Origin of the sequence: Streptomyces sp. NPDC017993 (assembly GCF_044328065.1) — a bacterium.
Lineage (GTDB): Bacteria > Actinomycetota > Actinomycetes > Streptomycetales > Streptomycetaceae > Streptomyces.
In genome coordinates this window covers 44,136-61,155 of sequence record NZ_JBIRGO010000008.1, presented here as the reverse complement: position 1 = coordinate 61,155, position 17,020 = coordinate 44,136, and the positions used below count along the sequence as shown (strand labels likewise).

General features: G+C 73.0%; 14 protein-coding genes. 11 read left to right on the top strand and 3 right to left on the bottom strand.

Going from position 1 to position 17,020, the window contains the following annotated elements:
* Nucleotides 1–193 precede the first annotated feature (193 nt).
* From ACH4FH_RS16195 to ACH4FH_RS16145, 11 genes are all read left to right on the top strand, one after another.
* Nucleotides 194–2,626 (top strand): ATP-grasp domain-containing protein, encoded by a 2,433-nt coding sequence (locus ACH4FH_RS16195; protein ID WP_398556471.1) that lies wholly within the window; start codon nt 194–196, stop codon nt 2,624–2,626.
* Between the two features lie 31 nt (nt 2,627–2,657).
* Nucleotides 2,658–4,337, top strand: a complete 1,680-nt coding sequence (locus ACH4FH_RS16190; RefSeq protein WP_398556470.1) for a carbamoyltransferase C-terminal domain-containing protein — start codon at nt 2,658–2,660, stop codon at nt 4,335–4,337.
* Nucleotides 4,337–5,701, top strand: a complete 1,365-nt coding sequence (locus ACH4FH_RS16185; RefSeq protein ID WP_398556469.1) for a KamA family radical SAM protein — start codon at nt 4,337–4,339, stop codon at nt 5,699–5,701. Before ACH4FH_RS16190 ends, ACH4FH_RS16185 begins: the two co-directional genes overlap by 1 nt.
* The gene (locus ACH4FH_RS16180) at nt 5,698–6,969 is read left to right on the top strand and encodes a pyridoxal phosphate-dependent aminotransferase (RefSeq protein ID WP_398556468.1); all 1,272 of its coding nucleotides are present in this window, start codon (nt 5,698–5,700) and stop codon (nt 6,967–6,969) included. Before ACH4FH_RS16185 ends, ACH4FH_RS16180 begins: the two co-directional genes overlap by 4 nt.
* A 43-nt stretch (nt 6,970–7,012) precedes the next feature.
* A complete protein-coding gene (locus tag ACH4FH_RS16175; RefSeq protein ID WP_398556467.1) occupies nt 7,013–7,729 on the top strand; it encodes a maleylpyruvate isomerase family mycothiol-dependent enzyme in 717 nt (238 codons plus the stop codon).
* 70 nt (nt 7,730–7,799) lie between these two features.
* On the top strand, nt 7,800–8,933 hold the full coding sequence (locus ACH4FH_RS16170; protein ID WP_398556466.1) for a hypothetical protein: 1,134 nt from the start codon (nt 7,800–7,802) through the stop codon (nt 8,931–8,933).
* Nucleotides 8,934–8,965: 32 nt separating this feature from the next.
* On the top strand, nt 8,966–9,232 hold the full coding sequence (locus ACH4FH_RS16165) for an acyl carrier protein (RefSeq protein ID WP_398556465.1): 267 nt from the start codon (nt 8,966–8,968) through the stop codon (nt 9,230–9,232).
* Nucleotides 9,229–10,416, top strand: coding sequence for an acyl-CoA dehydrogenase family protein (locus ACH4FH_RS16160; protein ID WP_398556464.1), 1,188 nt, complete (start codon nt 9,229–9,231; stop codon nt 10,414–10,416). The genes ACH4FH_RS16165 and ACH4FH_RS16160 overlap by 4 nt, the downstream gene beginning before the upstream one ends.
* Nucleotides 10,409–11,578: an acyl-CoA dehydrogenase family protein gene (locus tag ACH4FH_RS16155; RefSeq protein ID WP_398556463.1), complete on the top strand. Its 1,170-nt coding sequence runs from the start codon at nt 10,409–10,411 to the stop codon at nt 11,576–11,578. The genes ACH4FH_RS16160 and ACH4FH_RS16155 overlap by 8 nt, the downstream gene beginning before the upstream one ends.
* Nucleotides 11,575–12,198, top strand: coding sequence for a 4'-phosphopantetheinyl transferase family protein (locus ACH4FH_RS16150; RefSeq protein ID WP_398556462.1), 624 nt, complete (start codon nt 11,575–11,577; stop codon nt 12,196–12,198). The genes ACH4FH_RS16155 and ACH4FH_RS16150 overlap by 4 nt, the downstream gene beginning before the upstream one ends.
* A 119-nt stretch (nt 12,199–12,317) precedes the next feature.
* Complete coding sequence (locus tag ACH4FH_RS16145; RefSeq protein ID WP_398556461.1) at nt 12,318–13,886, top strand: AMP-binding protein; 1,569 nt, start codon at nt 12,318–12,320, stop codon at nt 13,884–13,886.
* 66 nt (nt 13,887–13,952) lie between these two features.
* Here the strand turns inward: ACH4FH_RS16145 and ACH4FH_RS16140 are convergent, their stop codons facing one another.
* From ACH4FH_RS16140 to ACH4FH_RS16130, 3 genes are all read right to left on the bottom strand, one after another.
* The gene (locus tag ACH4FH_RS16140; RefSeq protein ID WP_398556773.1) at nt 13,953–14,519 is read right to left on the bottom strand and encodes a rhodanese-like domain-containing protein; all 567 of its coding nucleotides are present in this window, start codon (nt 14,517–14,519) and stop codon (nt 13,953–13,955) included.
* A gap of 408 nt (nt 14,520–14,927) precedes the next feature.
* On the bottom strand, nt 14,928–16,391 hold the full coding sequence (locus ACH4FH_RS16135; RefSeq protein WP_398556460.1) for an MFS transporter: 1,464 nt from the start codon (nt 16,389–16,391) through the stop codon (nt 14,928–14,930).
* Nucleotides 16,388–16,972 carry a TetR/AcrR family transcriptional regulator gene (locus ACH4FH_RS16130; RefSeq protein WP_398556459.1) on the bottom strand — a complete coding sequence of 195 codons (585 nt, stop codon included), beginning with the start codon at nt 16,970–16,972 and terminating at the stop codon, nt 16,388–16,390. The genes ACH4FH_RS16135 and ACH4FH_RS16130 overlap by 4 nt, the downstream gene beginning before the upstream one ends.
* Between the last annotated feature and the right edge of the window lie 48 nt (nt 16,973–17,020).

The following is a 17,020-nucleotide window of genomic DNA, read 5'->3' as shown; positions in this document are numbered from 1 at the left end:
TCCGGGTTCGCGCAGCGTTCCTCCCCACACGCGCCCTGAGGGGAGTCGCTGACCCGGCGCCCTCCGTACGACGAGGGCGACGTCGCCGCACCGCATCCGGCAGCCGTGCCGCGCACACCGCCCTGCGGCCGACCCGCCGCCCCGGCCACCCCTCCGCCTCGCCTCTGCCCGTACTGCCCCAGGAGCCCTCCCCGTGCCCGAACACGTGATGATCATCCATCGCTGGACCGACCACTACGCCGACTACGCCGCGTACATCGACCACGGTGTGCACCGCGTCAGCTACCTCACCACCGAGCGGGCCGCTCACCACCTGCCGACCGAACTGGCCGCCGGTGTACGGCTCGTGGACAGCACGGAGAACGTCAAAGCGGTCCGCGACGCCATCGCCTCCCTCGTCGAACGCGTCGGCCCGCCCACCCGGATCGTCGCCCTCCAGGAGACGGACCTCGACCTCGCGGCCGACCTGCGGGGCGAGTTCGCGCTGCCCGGCCCGCGGGCCGAGGACCTGGCTCCGCTGCGCGACAAACTGCTGATGGCGCAGCGTCTAGACGAAGCGGGCATCGCGGTGCCCGCGACGGCCGGGGCGCCTGACCACGACGCAGTGGCCGCCTTCGCCGCCCGGCGCGGCTGGCCGGTGCTGCTCAAACCCCGGCGGGGCACCGCCAGCGCCGGCATCACCCGGCTGGACTCCCCGGCGGCGCTCCGGGACCACCGCTTCCCCCGGGACGGCGATCTGCTCGTGCAGTCGTGGCTGCCGGACGAGGTCCTGCACGTCGACGGCATCTTCACCGGCGAGGCGCTCGGCGCGTGGCGTGCCTCGCGCTATGTGAGCACCTGCCTGGAGTTCACCACCGGCGCCGCCCTCGGGTCCGTCGAGATCGACCACCCCGAACTCCTGCGCCGCATCGAGGAGATCACCACCGCGACGGTCGCCGCGATGTTCACCGGCCCCTCCGTCTTCCATCTGGAACTCTTCGCGAGCGACACCGGCGCACTGACGGTCCTGGAGATAGGGGCCAGGCCCGGCGGCGCCGAAGTCCCCTTCATCTGGCGCGAAGTGCACGGCATCGACCTGATGGCCGCGGCCTTCGCCCACCAGACCGGCGCCGAGGATCCCTCCGCCCGCTGTGTCGAGGACCCCACCCGGGTGGCGGGCTGGCTGCTCGTACCGCCCTCCGCGCCGATGCCGTGCCGGGTTCGTTCGCTCACCACCCGCCACGAGCCCACTCGGTACGCCGAAGTCCTCCCGGAGGTCGGCGCGTTGCTGAGCGGCGGCGGATACGAGCACGCCGGGGCGCGCTTCCGCTTCCGCGGGGGCAGCAGCGCCGAAGTGGCGGACGCCGTGCAGCGCACCGTCCGGGACACGGCTCTGCGGTGCGTGCCCGTCGACCGCGAGGAACCCGCACAGCTCGTCATCGTGGGCTGCGGCAATCCGCCGTACCGCAGATACGCGCTGGACGCTGTCGCCGCACGGGTCGGCACCGGGCTCGTCCAGCGCACCGACGTCGACTGGCAGCGCGCGTACGTGGGGGACCGGTTCCGTGTCGCGGACACCTCCGACCCCTCCGCCGTCACCGGGGCGGTCGCCGCCCTGCTGGCCTCCCACACCGGCCCCGGCGCCGTACTGACCTGGGACGAAACGCTCCTGGAGACCACCGCCGAGGCCGCCCGACGGCTGGGCCTGCCGCATATGAGCCCGGAGGCCGTGCGGCGCTGCCGCGACAAGCTCACCACCCGCAGGCTGCTCGGAGCCGCCGGAGTCCCCTCGGCCGGATTCCGCCATGTGCGCACCGCGCAGGAGGCGTTGGTGGCGGCGGAGTCGCTCGGCTGGCCGGTTGTGGTCAAGCCCCGAGCCCTGGCGGGCAGCATCGGCGTCACCCTCGCAGCCGGCCCAGGCCGGCTCGCGCACGCCGTCGAGCAGGCCCTCACCGCCACCTTCCCCGGCATCGGCGCACGGGACGGCGCCCTCGTGGAGGAGTATCTGTCCGGGCCGGAAATCAGTGTGGACTGCGCGGTGTTCGACGGCGCGGTACGGGTCGTGAACGTCGCGCACAAGCGCCTGGGCTTCGCGCCGTACTTCGAGGAGACCGGCCATCTCGTCGCCCCCTGGCGCGCCGAGCCCTGGGCCGACGAGGTACAAGCCGTGGTCACCGACGCGCATAACGCGCTCGGCATCCGCACCGGCCTCACCCACACCGAACTGCGTCTGACCCCCACCGGGCCACGCGTCGTCGAGGTCAACGGCAGGCTCGGCGGCGACTTCATCCCGCTGCTTGGCACCCTCGCCACCGGCGTCGACCCGGTCGCGGCGGCCGCCGACATCGCCCTCGGCCGTACGCCCGAACTCCGTCCCACCCGCGACCGATGCGCCGAGGTCCGCTTCGTCTACCCCGAGTGCGACGGCGTCGTGGACAGCCTCGACCTGTCCGCCGCCGCGGCCGAGCCCGGCATCGTCGAAGCCGTCGCGCTCGCCGCTCCCGGCAGCCGGCTGCTGCTGCCGCCCCGCGGGATCGTGCCGCGGCTCGCCGCCCTGCTCGCCGTCGGCGAGACCCCCGAGGAGTGCGCCGCCGCCCTCGACCGCGCCCGGCACGGCGTACGGCACACCCTCATCCCGCTTCCGTGACCCCACCACCGGCCAACGAAGAGAGAAACCCATGACCTGGATTCTGGGAGTCAACGCGCCGCCCACCGGCTGGCACGACAGCGCCGCCTGCCTCCTCGACGGCGACGGCGAGATCATCGCCTTCTCCGAGGAGGAGCGGTGCAACCGGCACCGGCACTCCCTCTACCGCAAGCCGCTGAGCGCCGCCCGATTCTGCCTGGAGCAGGCCGGCATCCGCGCGGCCGACATCGACGTGGTCGCCCTGGGCTGGGACAGCGAGCAGCTCTACCCGCGCCGCTTCGCCGACGACGCCGCCTTCCTCGCCTACGCCGTCGGACTGGACTTCGGCGACCGGCTTCCGGAGGTCGTACGCGTCCCCCACCACCAGGCGCACGCCGCCTCCTCCTTCTACGCCTCCCCGTTCTCCAAGGCCGGCGTGCTGGTCATCGACGGACACGGCGAGAACGAGTCCTCCACCATCTGGACCTACGAGGACGGCGCGGAACCCCGCCAGGAGCGCACCTGGCAGCGCACCGCCTCGCTCGGCTACGCCTACGACGCCGCCTCCACCTGGCTCGGCTTCTCCTTCCTCAACGCCGGCAAGACGATGGGCCTGGCCGCCTACGGGCGTGCCGGGCAACTCGACGTGGAATCCCTGGTGGACATCGAGGCGGAGGACTTCCGCCTCGCCGTCGAACCGCTGGCCGAGAGCCGGGGGAGTGCCACCGCCGACGAGATCAAGGAGCAGTACGACACCGTCGTCGGCCGGTGGCGGGAGCGCTACACGAAGATCGCCGGCGCGGACGGCCCGAGCGCCCCCGAGGAGCGGCTCACCGAGGACCCGAACGCGATCCTCGTCGCCTACACCGCGCAGCGCCTCATCGAGGAGACCGTCACCCATCTCGCCTCGCTGACCCGCAAGGCGTCGGGCGTCGAGCAGCTGTGCCTCAGCGGCGGCGTCGCGCTCAACTGCAGCACCAACGGCACCCTGCCCGGCCCGCTGTACGTCCCGCCGGTGCCGCACGACGCGGGGGTCGCGCTGGGCGCCGCGTGGACCGTCCGCCCGCCGAAGCGGCGCACCGGAGCACTGAGCCCCTACCTGGGAACGGACATCGACGGCCCCGGCGGCACCCCGGTCCGGGCCGGGCTCGACACCTCGGATCTCGTCCGCAGCGACCTGGACATCGACGAGCTGGCCTCGTTGTTGCTGGACGGCCGGGTCGGCGCGGTCGCCCAAGGCCGCGCCGAGGTCGGCCCGCGCGCCCTGTGCCGCCGGTCGATCATCGCCGTGCCGAACACCGCGGACGTCAACACCCGCGTGAACGTCATCAAGAACCGGGAGCAGTGGCGCCCCTTCGCCGGCGTCACCCGGCCCGGATACGGCGCACGGCTCTGGGAGCAGCAGGAACACCTCAGCCGCTACATGCTCGGTGCGGCCAGGGCCACCGCACTCGGCCGCAGCGTCGCCCCCGGTGTCGTCCACATCGACGGCACCACCCGGCCGCAGGTGCTGCACTCCGACGAGGCGCCGGCGGTGGGTGCGGCTCTGGACGCGTTGGAGCGGCAGGGCGTGCCCCCGGTCCTGCTCAACACCTCCTTCAACGACAAGGGCGAGCCGATCGTCAACACCGCGGCCGACGCACTGAGCGCCTTCCAGGCCATGGACCTGGACTTCCTGGTGCTCGGCGAAGAGCTGTACCGCAAGCGCGACCGGACGGGAGGGGTGCGCTGATGCCGGCCGCTCCGGCGGAACCGGCCAGGTTCCGTGCCTTCGGCCCGCGCCACATCGACGAGATCGCCGCTCGCCACGGGCTGCCGGACGACATCCGGGAGACGGTGCGCCGGATCTCGCTGGTGCTGCCCTTCCGCGTCAACAGCTATGTGCTGTCCCACCTCATCGACTGGGACCGGGTGCCCGACGACCCGATGTTCCAACTGACCTTCCCCCAGCGCGGCATGCTGGCGGGGTCCGACGAGGACCAGCTGGCGAAGCTGTCCGCGGACCCCGCCGACAAGCTGCTGCTGAGGGAGGCGGTCCAGGAGATACGCGGCCGCCTCAACCCACACCCCTCCGGGCAGCAGCTCAACGTGCCGAGCCGCGACGGCGTGCAACTGCCGGGCCTCCAGCACAAATACCGCGAGACGGTGCTCTACTTCCCCGGCCAGGGCCAGACCTGCCACGCCTACTGCACCTACTGCTTCCGCTGGGCGCAGTTCATCGGGGACGCGGATCTGCGTTTCGCCGCCCCCGACCCCCGCGGCCTCATCGACTACCTGGGCGCGCACCCCGAGGTGCACGACGTCCTGGTCACCGGCGGGGACCCGATGGTGATGTCCACCGAGCGCCTGCGCAGCCATCTGGAGCCACTGCTGGGCGTCGACTCGGTGCGGACGATCCGGATCGGCACCAAGTCGGTGGCCTACTGGCCGCAGCGCTACGTCACCGACCCGGACGCCGACGACGTCCTGCGGCTGTTCGAGCAGGTCGTGGCCTCCGGGCGGCAGCTCGCGGTGATGGCCCACTTCAGCCATCCGCGCGAGCTGGAGACCGACCTCGCGCAACGGGCGGTGGCCCGGATCCGGGCCACCGGCGCCGTGGTCTACTGCCAGGCGCCCCTGATCGCGCACGTCAACGACGACGCCCGGGTGTGGAGCGAGCTGTGGCGGGCCGAGCTGGCGGCCGGCGCGGTGCCGTACTACCTGTTCGTCGAGCGGGACACCGGACCGTACGACTACTTCAAGGTGCCGCTGGCCCGAGCGGTGGAGATCTTCACCGAGGCGTACCGCACGCTGCCCGGACTCGCCCGTACGGTGCGCGGCCCGGTCATGTCGGCGACGCCCGGCAAGGTCGTGGTCGACGGGGTCGAGGAGACGCCCGAGGGATCGTACTTCCAGCTGCGGATGCTCCAGGCGCGCACGCCCGCCCTGGTGGGCAGGCCGTTCCGGGCCCGGTACGCGGCCGATGCCGCCTGGCTCGACGACCTGGAGCTGGACCCCGCCACTCCCGCCGACATCGCGGCAGCCGTGAGCGGAGCCGCGCCGTCCGCGACCGGACCGGCCCGCTCCGGAGCCCGCACCGAAAGGAACGCGACATGACGGCCGTCAGGGTGGCCCCGCCCTCCCCGAACCTGGCGCTCAACCAGCTGGTGGACCAGCGCCGCGCCGACGGGGAGCGACTGGTCCATCTCGCGTTCGGTGAGGCCAGGCTGCCGGTGCTGCCGCAGCTGACCGCACAGCTGGCCGCCGGTGCGGCGCGCTCGGCCTACGGTCCGGTGGCGGGCGCGCAGGACGTGCGCGAGGCGGTGGCCGGCTACTTCACCCGCCGCCGGCTGCCCACGGATGCCGACCGGATCGTCGTGGCGCCGGGCAGCAAGCCCCTGCTGATGGCGCTGCAACTCGTCATCCCCGGCGATGTGCTGCTCCCGCGGCCCGCCTGGAACACCTACGCACCCCAGGCGGCGTACGCGGGCAAGCGGGTCTTCGGCGTGCCGATCCCGCCGGAGTGCGGCGGTGTTCCCGACCCGGGTGTACTGCGCGAGACGATCCACCGCGCGCGGGCCGGGGGCGGCGACCCCCGGCTGCTGGTTCTCACCCTGCCCGACAACCCCACCGGCACCCTCGCCCCGCCCCGGGTCGTCCGCGAACTGTGCGCGCTCGCCGAGGCCGAGGACCTGCTGATCGTCTCGGACGAGATCTACCGGGACATCGTCCACGACCCGGCTGCCACGCCCTTCCTCAGCCCGGCCGAAGTGGCCCCGCACCGCACCGTCGTCACCACCGGACTGTCCAAGACGCTCGGCCTCGGCGGCTGGCGGATCGGTGCGGCACGGTTCCCGGCGGGCGGTACCGGGGCACTGCTGCGGGACGCGGTGGTCGCGGCGGGCAGCGAATTGTGGTCGACGCTCGCCGGGCCGATGCAGCAGGTCGCGCAGTACGCCTTCGGGGAGCCGCCGGAGATCGTCGAGCGGATGCGGGCGAGTGCGCGGCTGCACGGCGCGGTGGCACGGGCCGTGCACCGCGTCGCGGTCGACGCGGGCGCCAGCTGCCGCCCGCCCACCGGCGGCTTCTACGTCTACCCGGACTTCGAGCCGCTGCGCGAGCGGTTGGCCGGGCGGGGAGTCACGGACTCGGCCTCCCTCGCGGGCCGCCTCCTGGACGACTCGGGAATCGTCGTGCTGGCCGGTCACCTGCTCGGCGACGACCCGCGGGCGCTGCGCTTCAAGGCCGCCACCAGCCTGCTGTACGGAGACCCGCGGCAACAGGAGGAGGCACTGCACGCGGACGACCCGACGCGTCTGCCGCACATCGCCGGTGAACTGGCCAGGATCGCCGAGGCGTTCGACCGGCTCGCAGCCGCCGGGTGAGCCACCGACCACAACCGCCGTCCTACCGTCGTCCTGAGGAGACATGTTGAAGGAAATCCCTCCCACCCGGGAATCGTTCGCGGCACTCGACGCCGCGGCGGAGCGGCTGCTGGCCGGCCTGGTGGGCCTCGACGACCACGGCATCGGGCAGCCCTCCACGCTTCCTGGCTGGACCCGCGGCCACGTCCTCAGCCACCTGGCACGCCAGGCCCCGGCCCTGGAACGGCTGCTGGAATGGGCCCGTACGGGGGTGGAGACCCCGCAGTACGCGTCCCGCGAGGCCCGGGACACCGAGATCGAGGCGGGCGCCCACCGGACGGCCGCGGCGCTGGTGGCGGACGTCCGGGAGACCGCGGCGCACTTCCGGCGCACCGTCGCGCGGCTGCCCGCGCCGGCCTGGCAGGCCACCATCCGCCCGTTCACCGGTGAACTGTGCACGCCCCGGCGGATCTTGGTGATCCGCCTGCGGGAACTCGAACTCCACCACGTGGACCTGGCCATCGGCTACCGCGTCGACGACATCCCCGCACCGGCGCTGGAGATCATTCTGGCCGATGTGCTCGGCTACTACGCCGAGGCCGCGGACGTACCGGACTTCACCCTGCGCGACGGTCAGGGGGCGGTGCTCGCGCGCTTCGGCACCGGCGGCCCGGTCGTCTCCGGCAGCCGCGCGGCCGCGCTCGGCTGGCTCTCCGGCCGCACCGCCGGGTCGGGTCTCGTCTCGACGGGGGAGCTGCCCGTACTGCCCAAGTGGCTCTGAACGGCCCGGCAGAGAACCGCACTTCGCACCACCCCCTCCGAGCATCGACGACCAAGGAACGTGAACGGAAATGGCAGACACAGCGGAACGGGAACAGTTCGCGCTCGGCTCGGTCCACACCGGCCTGCTCGACTGCGTCCAGGTCAATCTGGCGGTGCTCGCCGACCACCACCACGGGGCCGGGACGCATCTGCGCCTCGGTGCGGCCCTGCACTTCCGCTCCTGGGAAGGGACGGGCGGGCTACCGACCGTCGACCCGCCGCTGGCCGAGCACCTGGGCGCGGCGCCCCGCCTCCTCGGGCTGCGGGTGGTCACCCGCGAGCGCCTGCCCCGCGCCGGCATGCTGGCCGCGCTCACCGAACGGGGCGGAACGCACTACGCCGTCGCGGACTCCTTCCACCTTCCCTGGCTGCCCTACTACCGGCAGACGCACATGGAGCACAGCTTCCTGATCGCCGCCGGAGCGGGCGGCTGGCACATCACCGACGCCTACCGCAGCGAGACCCAGTGGGGCCCGGCGGAGCCCGGCCACTGGCTGCTGTCGGCCAAGGACCTGGCGGACATCGAGTCGGCCGACGTCCTCACGCTGGAGCGGACGGGCCAACCGCTCTCCGCCGCGCCGCCCGCGCTCTCCGCGGACGAGGCCGCGGTGCAGAAGTATCTCGACGCGTACGACGCCTGCCCCGACCGCGGCCGCGCCGTCGAGCAACTCACCGTCGAGACCTGGCTGTTGGCCCGCGCTCGCAAACTCCATGCGAAGTACCGTGCGCGGTGCGCCGGCCGGAGCGAGGAAACCGATGCCGAGCGCGCGCACCTGCACGCCTGGGACAAGGTCGTCGAGCAGACCTACCTCGCCCACCGCCGCGTTGCCCGGGGCCGCGCCGAGCCACCGGGCCTGGTGGACCGGCTGCGCGAGGCCCTCGCCGCCGACCGCACCATCTTCCGCGCCGAGCCCGCCGCCCCCTCGGCGCCGGACGACGCGCTGCGCGACCGCGTCGCCGCCGTCGCCGGTGCGGTGCTCGGCGTGCCCGCCGGCGACCTGCTGACCGGCGCACCACTCGACTCCTTCGCCTCCTTCAGCTCCTTCCGGCTGATCGAGATCATCGAGCGGCTGGAGAACGAGCTGGAGCGGGAGTTCGACGCCGACCTCCTCATCCCGGAAAACCTCCGCCGGGTCGACGACCTGTGCCGCCTCGCCAGTTGAACCCACCCCGCCACCCACGAGAGGACTCCGCCATGGACTCCCGTTTCACCGAGCTGCTGCGCCCCTTCCTCAAGCACGCGGGCGCCGACGAGACCGTCATCGCCCCCGAGACCGACCTGCGCAAGCTGGGCGTCGACTCCATGCAGGCCATCGAGCTGCTGTTCGCCGTCGAGGACACGTTCGGGATATCCCTGCCGGACGAGGAGCTGAACGACGCCACCTTCGCCACCGCCGGCAGCCTTTGGGGCGTCATCCGCGCCCAGCTCCCCGACGCGCCGACAGGCCAGGTGACCGCATGAGTACCCCGCCCACGGCACCGTCGGGCTCCGCACCCCTTGATATGACGGACGCTCTGGCCGAGGTCGCCGAGGTCACCGAGCGGCATGCCGCGCGCACCGACGAGTCCGCGCAGTTCCCCGTGGAGGCGCTGGCCGCCCTGCGCCGCACCGGCCTGCTCGGCCTCCTCGTCCCCACCGCCCACGGCGGGCTCGGCGGCACCGTCCGGGATCTGGTGTCCGCCGCACAGACCCTCGGGCGCAGCGATATGTCCGTCGGGATGATCTTCGCGATGCACTGCCAGCAGACCGAGGCGGTCATCCGGTACGGGCACGAGCGGCTGCGCAAGGAACTCCTGCCGGGGATCGCGGCGGGGGAGATCTATCTCGCCTCCGTCACCACGGAAGCCGGCAAGGGCGGCCATCTGCTCAGTGCGCAGGCACAACTGGCGGACGTGGGCGCCGACTTGGTGCTCGACCGCTTCGCTCCCATCGTCACCGGCGGCCTGCACGCCGACGGCTTCCTCATCACGATGCGCAGCCCGCGGGCCGAGGCCACGAACGAGGTGTCCCTGGTCTACGCCCACCGCGACGCACTCGACATCAGCGGATCGGGGGACTGGCAGCCGATGGGCATGCGCGCCAGCCACAGCGTCGCGCTCCGGCTGACCGGCAGCGTCCCCGCCCACCACGTGGTCGGCGAACACGGCGAGTTCCACCGCATCGCCGCGGAGATCTTCGGCCCGCTGGCACACCTGGGCTGGTCGGCGGCGTGGCTCGGCACGGCCGCGGGGGCCCTGTCGCGCGTGCTGCGGCTCCTGCGCAGCCCGGACGGGCGCGCCCGCTTCGATCTCACCTCGGAACTGCTGCTCACCCGCATCGCCCGCGCGCGCCAGCGCCTGGACACCGTGCACGCCCTGCTGCAACAGACCCTCCGGACGCTGGAGTCCGGCCAGGACCTCTCCACCCCGGCGCGTCAACTCCAGCTCAACGCCCTGAAGATCACCGCGTCCGAGCAGTGCTTCGCCGCGGTGGACGACCTGATCGCCGCGCTCGGCCTGCGGCACGGCTACCTCAAGGACTCGCCGACCCGACTCGAACGAGCCCTGCGGGACCTGCGCTCCGCGGCGCTGAACTACAGCAACGACCGCCTGCTCCTCGCCGACGGCAGGCTGGCACTGCGCGACCAAGGAGTCAGCTTTGCCTGACACGCCGCAGGAACCGCCCGCGCGGGAAGTGTCCGCGCCGTCGACCGTCACGGCCCTGCCCGGCGCCACCGGCCACGCCGCGCTCGACGCGCTGCCGCGTACCGCGAGCGGCGCGCAGGTCTGGGCCGCGCTCGGCCGCGCCGGCCTGATCACCCCGGCCTACCGGGACGGCGACGTCCGGACGGGAGCCGATCCCGACGGGCTCGCGCAGCTGCTCGCCGCCGTCGACACCCGCTTCTCCCTCGCCGCCACCCTGTCGGTGAGCGTCCAGTTGGCCACCGCGCTGCCCATCCTCGCCACGGGCCGTTCGCAGGTGGCGCAGGACGCGCTCGCGAGCGCCCTCACCGGCCGGGCGACCGTCGCCCTGGCAGCCACCGACGTCACCGCGGGCACGGACCTCACCGCCCTGCGCACCCGGGTACGGATCGACGATGACGCCCTGGAGGTGACCGGCGAGAAGAACTGGATCGCCAACACCACCACGGCGGCCTTCTTCCTCGTCCTGGCCCGGCACCGCCCCGGCCGACACTTCACCCACTTCACCTGGGTACTGGTGCCCGCCGACGCCCCGGGCGTCACCGCGGGCCCCGCGGATTCCGTCCTGTTCGCCGACTCGGGCGCGGGCCATGTCGTCCTCGACGGAGTGCGGCTCGACCGCGACCACCTCCTGGGCCGGGTCGGCTTCGGGCTCCCGCTCTTCGCCCGCCACATCGCCACCGAACGGCTCGCCGGAGCGCAATGGGCCGTCGCCCTGTGCCGCCGGGTCCTCGACGACACCCTCCGCCACCTCTCAGGGCGCCCGCACGGCGAGGGAACACTGTGGGACCTGGACGGCGTGCGCCAGAGCTTTGCCGCCTGTCTCGTACGGGTGCGGGAACTCCAGGCACTGGTGGTGTACCACGCGGATCAGGTGGCGGTCCGCCACGACACGACGGCCGCCGCCACCCTCAAGGCCGCCGCGGGCGCCACCGTCAACCACGTCCTCACGGAATGCGGCCAGCTGTGGGGAGCGGCCGGCTTCGCCACCGGCGGCATCCAGGAACTCCGGGCGCAGGCAGCGCTGTTCGGCATCGGCGGCGGGGCGAACGAAGTGGTCCTCGGCGCCGTGGCGGACGTCGCCGATACCGTACTGGCCGACATGGCATGGACGGCGCGATCGTGACGGCAGCTCTCATGGTCGAGGACCACGTCTGGGTCAGCACCTCGGCCGTCGGCCGGGTGGCGCCCAGCGCCCACCGCGACGACCTGCGCCGCGCGGACGCCCTGCCCGAGTGGCGTGCCCGCGAATTCCTCGCCGGCCGCGCACTGCTGCGAGAGCTGATCACCGAGGTGCGCCCGGCCCTGGCCGCCGCGGGCATCACGACCGACCCGAGAGGAAAGCCCCGGCTGCACGGCCACCCCACGGTCGGCATCAGCGTTTCGCACAGCGGGGGCGCGGTCGCCGCCGGGGTCGCGATCGGGCGCGACCTCGGCGTGGATGTGCAGCGGCCCGACTCCGCCGTCACTCCGTCGTTCGCCCGCCGACTCCTGCACGGGCACGCCCACCGGATCACCGCACTTCCCCCGGCGCGGGCCGCCGAGGAGGTGGCGTGGGTGTGGACCGCCCAGGAGGCGTGCGTGAAGGCCGGTGGGGAAGGCATCTCCGGTCGCCCCTGGACCATCGACGTGCCGCCGGGAGCGCGGGCCGGCAGCTGGGGCGACTACCGCTGGCTCAGCCTGCGCGACCACTCGCCCCTCCCGCTGAGCTGCGCGTTCTCCGCCAAGCACGTGACGACGAGCTGACCCGTCGCGCATCCCGCACAGTCCCTCGCCGAGGGCACCACGAGCCGCGGCGACCCGAACACCGCGCGGGCCTCCCACGGACGACAAGACCCCGCACACGAGAAAGGCGAACGGTGAGCATGCCCGCCGAACGGCACACCCTCTACGACTGGTTCGCGGCCTCGGCCGCCCTGCACAAGGACCGCTCGGCCCTGGAGGTCGGCGACGTCACGCTGACGTACGCCGAACTCTCGGCCCTCGCCGACGGCCTGGCCGCCCGGCTGCTGAGCCACCTGCACGACGCGCCGCCCCGCCGGGTGGGGCTGCTGGCCGGGCGCAGCGTCGTCGCGTACGCCGGCTACCTCGCCGTCCAGCGCCTCGGCGCCGCCGTCGTCCCCCTCGGCCCCTCCTTTCCGGCCGAGCGCAACGCCGCGGTGGCACGGGCCGCGCGACTGGACGCCGTACTGGCCGACGCGACCGCCGACCACTCAGGCCAACTCGCCGCTCCCACACTGACGTTGACCGACCCCCAACTCCAGTCTCTCCTGGCCTCGCTCCCGACCTCGCTTCCCAGTCCTCCCGCACGACCGGACGACCTCGCCTACATCCTGTTCACCTCGGGCTCGACGGGCGTCCCCAAGGGCGTACCCATCCAGCAGCGCAACGTCTGCGCATACCTCGACCATGTCGTCCCCCGGAGCGGTGCCGCCCCCGGCGCCCGCTTCTCGCAGACCTTCGACCTGACCTTCGACCCCTCGGTCCACGACATGTTCACCGCCTGGGGGAGCGGCGCCACCCTGGTCGTACCGACCCGGGGCGAGCTGCTGTCACCGGTCCGTTTCGTCAACCGGCGCGCGCTCACGCACTGGAACTCCGTGCCCTCGGTCATCTCGATTGCCCAGCGGCTGCGGGCCCTTGCCCCAGGCAGCATGCCGACGCTGCGCAGCAGCATGTTCTGCGGGGAGCCTTTGACGCTCCAGCAGGCGGCGGCGTGGCAGGAGGCAGCTCCGCACAGCGCGGTGGAGAACGCCTACGGCCCGACCGAACTGACCGTCACCTGTAGCACCTACCGGCTTCCCGAAGACCGCGCGAGCTGGCCGGAGCCCGCCAACGGCACGGTGCCGATCGGAGCCCTGCACCCAGGTCTCCAACTACGCCTTCAGGAAGGGGAGTTGTGCGTAAGAGGCCTCCAGCGCTTCCCCGGCTATCTCGACCCGGCGAACAACGCCGACCGCTTTCTCGCGCCCGACGGATCCCCGTACGATCCCGCCACCGCGCTGACCGACGCCCACTGGTACCGCACCGGCGACCGCGTCGGACCCCTGCCCAAGGCTCCTGGTGACCCCGGCGGACGGGACGCCCCGACCGGTGGTCCCCTGGTACACCTCGGGCGGGGCGACCAGCAGGTCCAGGTCCATGGCTACCGCGTCGAACTCGGTGAGGTCGAGGCGGCCCTGCGGGAGGTGCCAGGTGTCATCGACGCGGCCGTCCTCCCGCTTTCCACCCCCGCCGGCATCGAACTCGCCGCCGCCTACACCGGCTCCGCGCCCCAGGAGGACGCTCTCCGCACGGCCCTGCGCCGCCGACTCCCTGCCTATATGGTGCCTGCCACCCTGACGGGGATGGACGCCTTGCCCCTCAATCGCAACGGCAAGATCGACCGGGCGTCGCTCGGCGAGGTCCTCGGGAGGCCGGGCCGGCTCCCTTGACCTGCTGCCACAAGGCGACAACCGGGAGACGTGAAACGCACCAGTGGCGCCGGGGCCCGTCCTGCCCTACTGCTGGAGGGCCGACAGGGTGGCATCGAGGTCGGTGGTGCGGGGGCGGTTGTGGGGGAGCTTGGACAGGGCGGCGGCCATACCGCAGGTGTCGGTAGCCGCGGAGAAGACCAGTCCGCTCCCGATGGCGGCGGACAGCCAGCGGGCGGCGCGGTAGCGGGTGCCGACCGCGAGGCCGAGGAGGACCAGCGAGCCGGCGGCGAGCCGGACCTGGCGTTCCATGGGCCACACCGTGGTGGCGCCCTCGGCCCGCTCCAGCCCGTGCCCCTGGTCGGCCCAGGCGCTGGTGCCGCCGGTGAGGGTGGCTGCCGGGACGTCGGCGGCGGCCAGCTTCTCGCAGGCCGAGACCGAGCGGCTGCCCGAGGCGCACACCAGCAGCAGCTCGCTGCGGGCAGCCGCGGCCTTGAGGGCGGCCAGCGCGGTGCCGAAGTGGTCCAGGGGGATGTTGTGGGAGCCCGGGAGGTGGCCGGCGGCGTATTCGCCGGGAGTCCGTACGTCGATGACGGTGTACTCGTCGAGGCGGGTGGCCGCCTGGTCGGGATGCAAGGCGGTGGGCGTCGTCATGGGTGGTGGTTCCTTTCCTTTGCCGGGGTGACCCGGCCAGATCAAAATACCCGGGGGTTGTGACCGCAGCATTGCGTGCGTGACGACGGTCGGGCCGGCCGCTTCGGCGTCCGCGAAGGTGTCGTCGACGCTTACCACCTCCCGCCCGGCGGCGTCCAGCAACGCCGCGGCGATCGCCGCGCGCATGCCTCCCTTCCGGGCCCGCGGCTCCCGGCCCGAGGCGCCACGCCATGGTGGCGGCCCTGCTGAGCAGCCCTTCCACCCGTCGCGTACCCGACGCCACCCCCAGGAATCCGACCGTCCGGGGCCGTTGCGCTGTCGCCCGCGCGCTACGGCCACCCACGTCGGCGGGGCGTGCCGACGCGAGACGCACGGGGGACCGGAACGTCTCGGAGCCGTGGGGCGTACTCAGGGCATCGGAGACCCGGAGCCGCTGACTGCCGGCGGCGCGGCGGGCGCCGGGTGAGGCGCGGTGTCGCCTCGGCCGGGCAGCCTTGTCGCCAGGAGTGCCCCGAGCACCGCCACGGTCGCCAGGACGAGCAACGTCGGGCCCATCGCGGAGGTGAAGGCGTCGGGCGTGTGCGGTCCGGTGTGGTGTGGCCGGTGGATGGCGGTGCCGGGCGCGGCGAGTGCCATCAGCATCGTGGCTGCCGCGACCCCCAGCGCCGGCCCGAGGTTCATCGCGGTTTGCTGGAGCCCGCCTGCCACACCGGCGGAGTCCACCGGCGCATGGCGCACGATGACGGCTGTCGCGGTGACCATCACCGTGCCGAAACCGGCGCCCAGCAAGAGAAAACAGCCGCCGGTCGTCACCGCGGTCGACGCCTGGTCCAGCCGGGACATCACCAGCAGGCCGACGGCGACGAGAATCATCCCCGCCACGGACGTCCGGCGCGGCCCGTGCCGGCGCAGAAGCACAGCGGCAACCGGCGCGCCGAGCACCATCATCGCGGCCAGAGGCAGCACTCTCAGGCCGGTACGGAGCGGGTCCAGCCCGAGGACGTCCTGCAGGAAGTACGTTCCGAGGAACAGCGCGCCGAACAGTGACGCCGATGCGGCGACCAGCACGCCCAGCGCCGCGGCGATGGCCGGAGCGCGCAGCACGGTCGAAGGCACCAGCGGGCTCGCGGTACGCCGCTCGTGCCGGACGAACGCGGCACCGGCCGCTGTCATCGTGAGCAGTCCCAGCGCGGTCGCCGCCGTCCAGCCGGTGTCCGGTACGCCGACGAGGGTGTGCACCAGAGCCACCAGGGCGACCGCGAGAAGGCAGGCGCCGGGAAGGTCGAGCCGGACCTCGCGGGTCTTCTCCGGTGCCGGGATCCGTACGGCGAGGGCCAGCACACCCATCACGAGGGCGGGCGCCACGTTGAGGAAGAAGACGGCACGCCAGCCCAGTGGGGCGGCCAGCGCCCCGCCGACGACCGGGCCGGCCGCGGCTGCCGCTCCGATGGCGCTGGTGCGCAGGGCGATGGGCATGCCGAGCTTGTCGGGCGGATAGGCGGCGCGCAGCATCCCGAGCGTGGCCGGCTGGAGCAGTGCGCCGAAGACTCCTTGGGCGACGCGCAGTCCGATGACCCACGCGACGCCGCTTGCCATGCCGATTCCCGCGGACGTCGCGCCGAAGCCCAGCATCCCTACGGCGAAGACGCGTTGATGGCCGTACCGGTCGCCGAGGCGACCGGCGAAGACGAGCAGGCTCGCCACGGCGATCAGATATCCGGTGCTGGTCCACTGCACCTGTGCGAACGTCGCGTGCAGATCCCTCTGCAGGGTGGGCTGCACGACGGTCAGCAAGGTTCCGTCCAGGGCGACGATCACGGCCCCGGTGATGCTGCCGGCGAGGGTGAGGCGCTGAGCGAGCCGTGAACTCATGAGTCGTCCGCTCCCAGATGCGCTGCCAACGCGGCGTGGAGCAGCGGCTCGACATCCGCCACACCGGAGGCGAGCTGGAGGCTGCCCCAGCCCCACAGCTGGGCGATGCCGTGCAGGTTCGCCCACAGGGCACCCGCGACCACGGGCGGCGGCGCGTCGGGGGTCGGCTGTGCCCGCGTGACGAGGTCGACGAGGGTGTGGAAGAGCGGCAGGCTCGTCTCCCGAAGCCCCAAATGATCGCTGCGCAACAAGTCGTGACGGAACATCAGCTCGAACATGCCGCGATGGGACAGTGCGAAGCCGAGGTAGACGTGGCCCAGCGTCATGAGCTGCGCGCGGGGGCTCGCCTGGCTGTCCCGAAGTGCGTCGCCGACCTCGCCGGTGAGTTCGGCGAAGCCCTGTCGGGCGATGGCGGAGAGCAGGGCCAGGTGGGTCGGGAAGTAGCGGCGGGGGGCGCCGTGCGAGACGCCGGCGCGGCGGGCGATCTCCCGCAGGGACAGCGCGGATATCCCTTCCCTGTTCACCAGGTCGACCCCGACGTCCACCAGACGGGCTCGAAGTCCCACGTCCTGAGCATTCATGGTCACTGTCTACCAGGAGCGAGTAGACACTGTCTACGCGCGCACCCG

Bases quoted from the DNA above. Each gene is read 5' to 3' on its own strand.
- ACH4FH_RS16190 (WP_398556470.1), top strand. From the start codon at position 2,658: ATGACCTGGATTCTGGGAGTCAACGCGCCGCCCACCGGCTGGCACGAC.
- ACH4FH_RS16185 (WP_398556469.1), top strand. From the start codon at position 4,337: ATGCCGGCCGCTCCGGCGGAACCGGCCAGGTTCCGTGCCTTCGGCCCG.
- ACH4FH_RS16180 (WP_398556468.1), top strand. From the start codon at position 5,698: ATGACGGCCGTCAGGGTGGCCCCGCCCTCCCCGAACCTGGCGCTCAAC.
- ACH4FH_RS16175 (WP_398556467.1), top strand. From the start codon at position 7,013: ATGTTGAAGGAAATCCCTCCCACCCGGGAATCGTTCGCGGCACTCGAC.
- ACH4FH_RS16170 (WP_398556466.1), top strand. From the start codon at position 7,800: ATGGCAGACACAGCGGAACGGGAACAGTTCGCGCTCGGCTCGGTCCAC.
- ACH4FH_RS16165 (WP_398556465.1), top strand. From the start codon at position 8,966: ATGGACTCCCGTTTCACCGAGCTGCTGCGCCCCTTCCTCAAGCACGCG.
- ACH4FH_RS16160 (WP_398556464.1), top strand. From the start codon at position 9,229: ATGAGTACCCCGCCCACGGCACCGTCGGGCTCCGCACCCCTTGATATG.
- ACH4FH_RS16145 (WP_398556461.1), top strand. From the start codon at position 12,318: ATGCCCGCCGAACGGCACACCCTCTACGACTGGTTCGCGGCCTCGGCC.
- ACH4FH_RS16140 (WP_398556773.1), bottom strand. From the start codon at position 14,519: ATGACGACGCCCACCGCCTTGCATCCCGACCAGGCGGCCACCCGCCTC.
- ACH4FH_RS16135 (WP_398556460.1), bottom strand. From the start codon at position 16,391: ATGAGTTCACGGCTCGCTCAGCGCCTCACCCTCGCCGGCAGCATCACC.
- ACH4FH_RS16130 (WP_398556459.1), bottom strand. From the start codon at position 16,972: ATGAATGCTCAGGACGTGGGACTTCGAGCCCGTCTGGTGGACGTCGGG.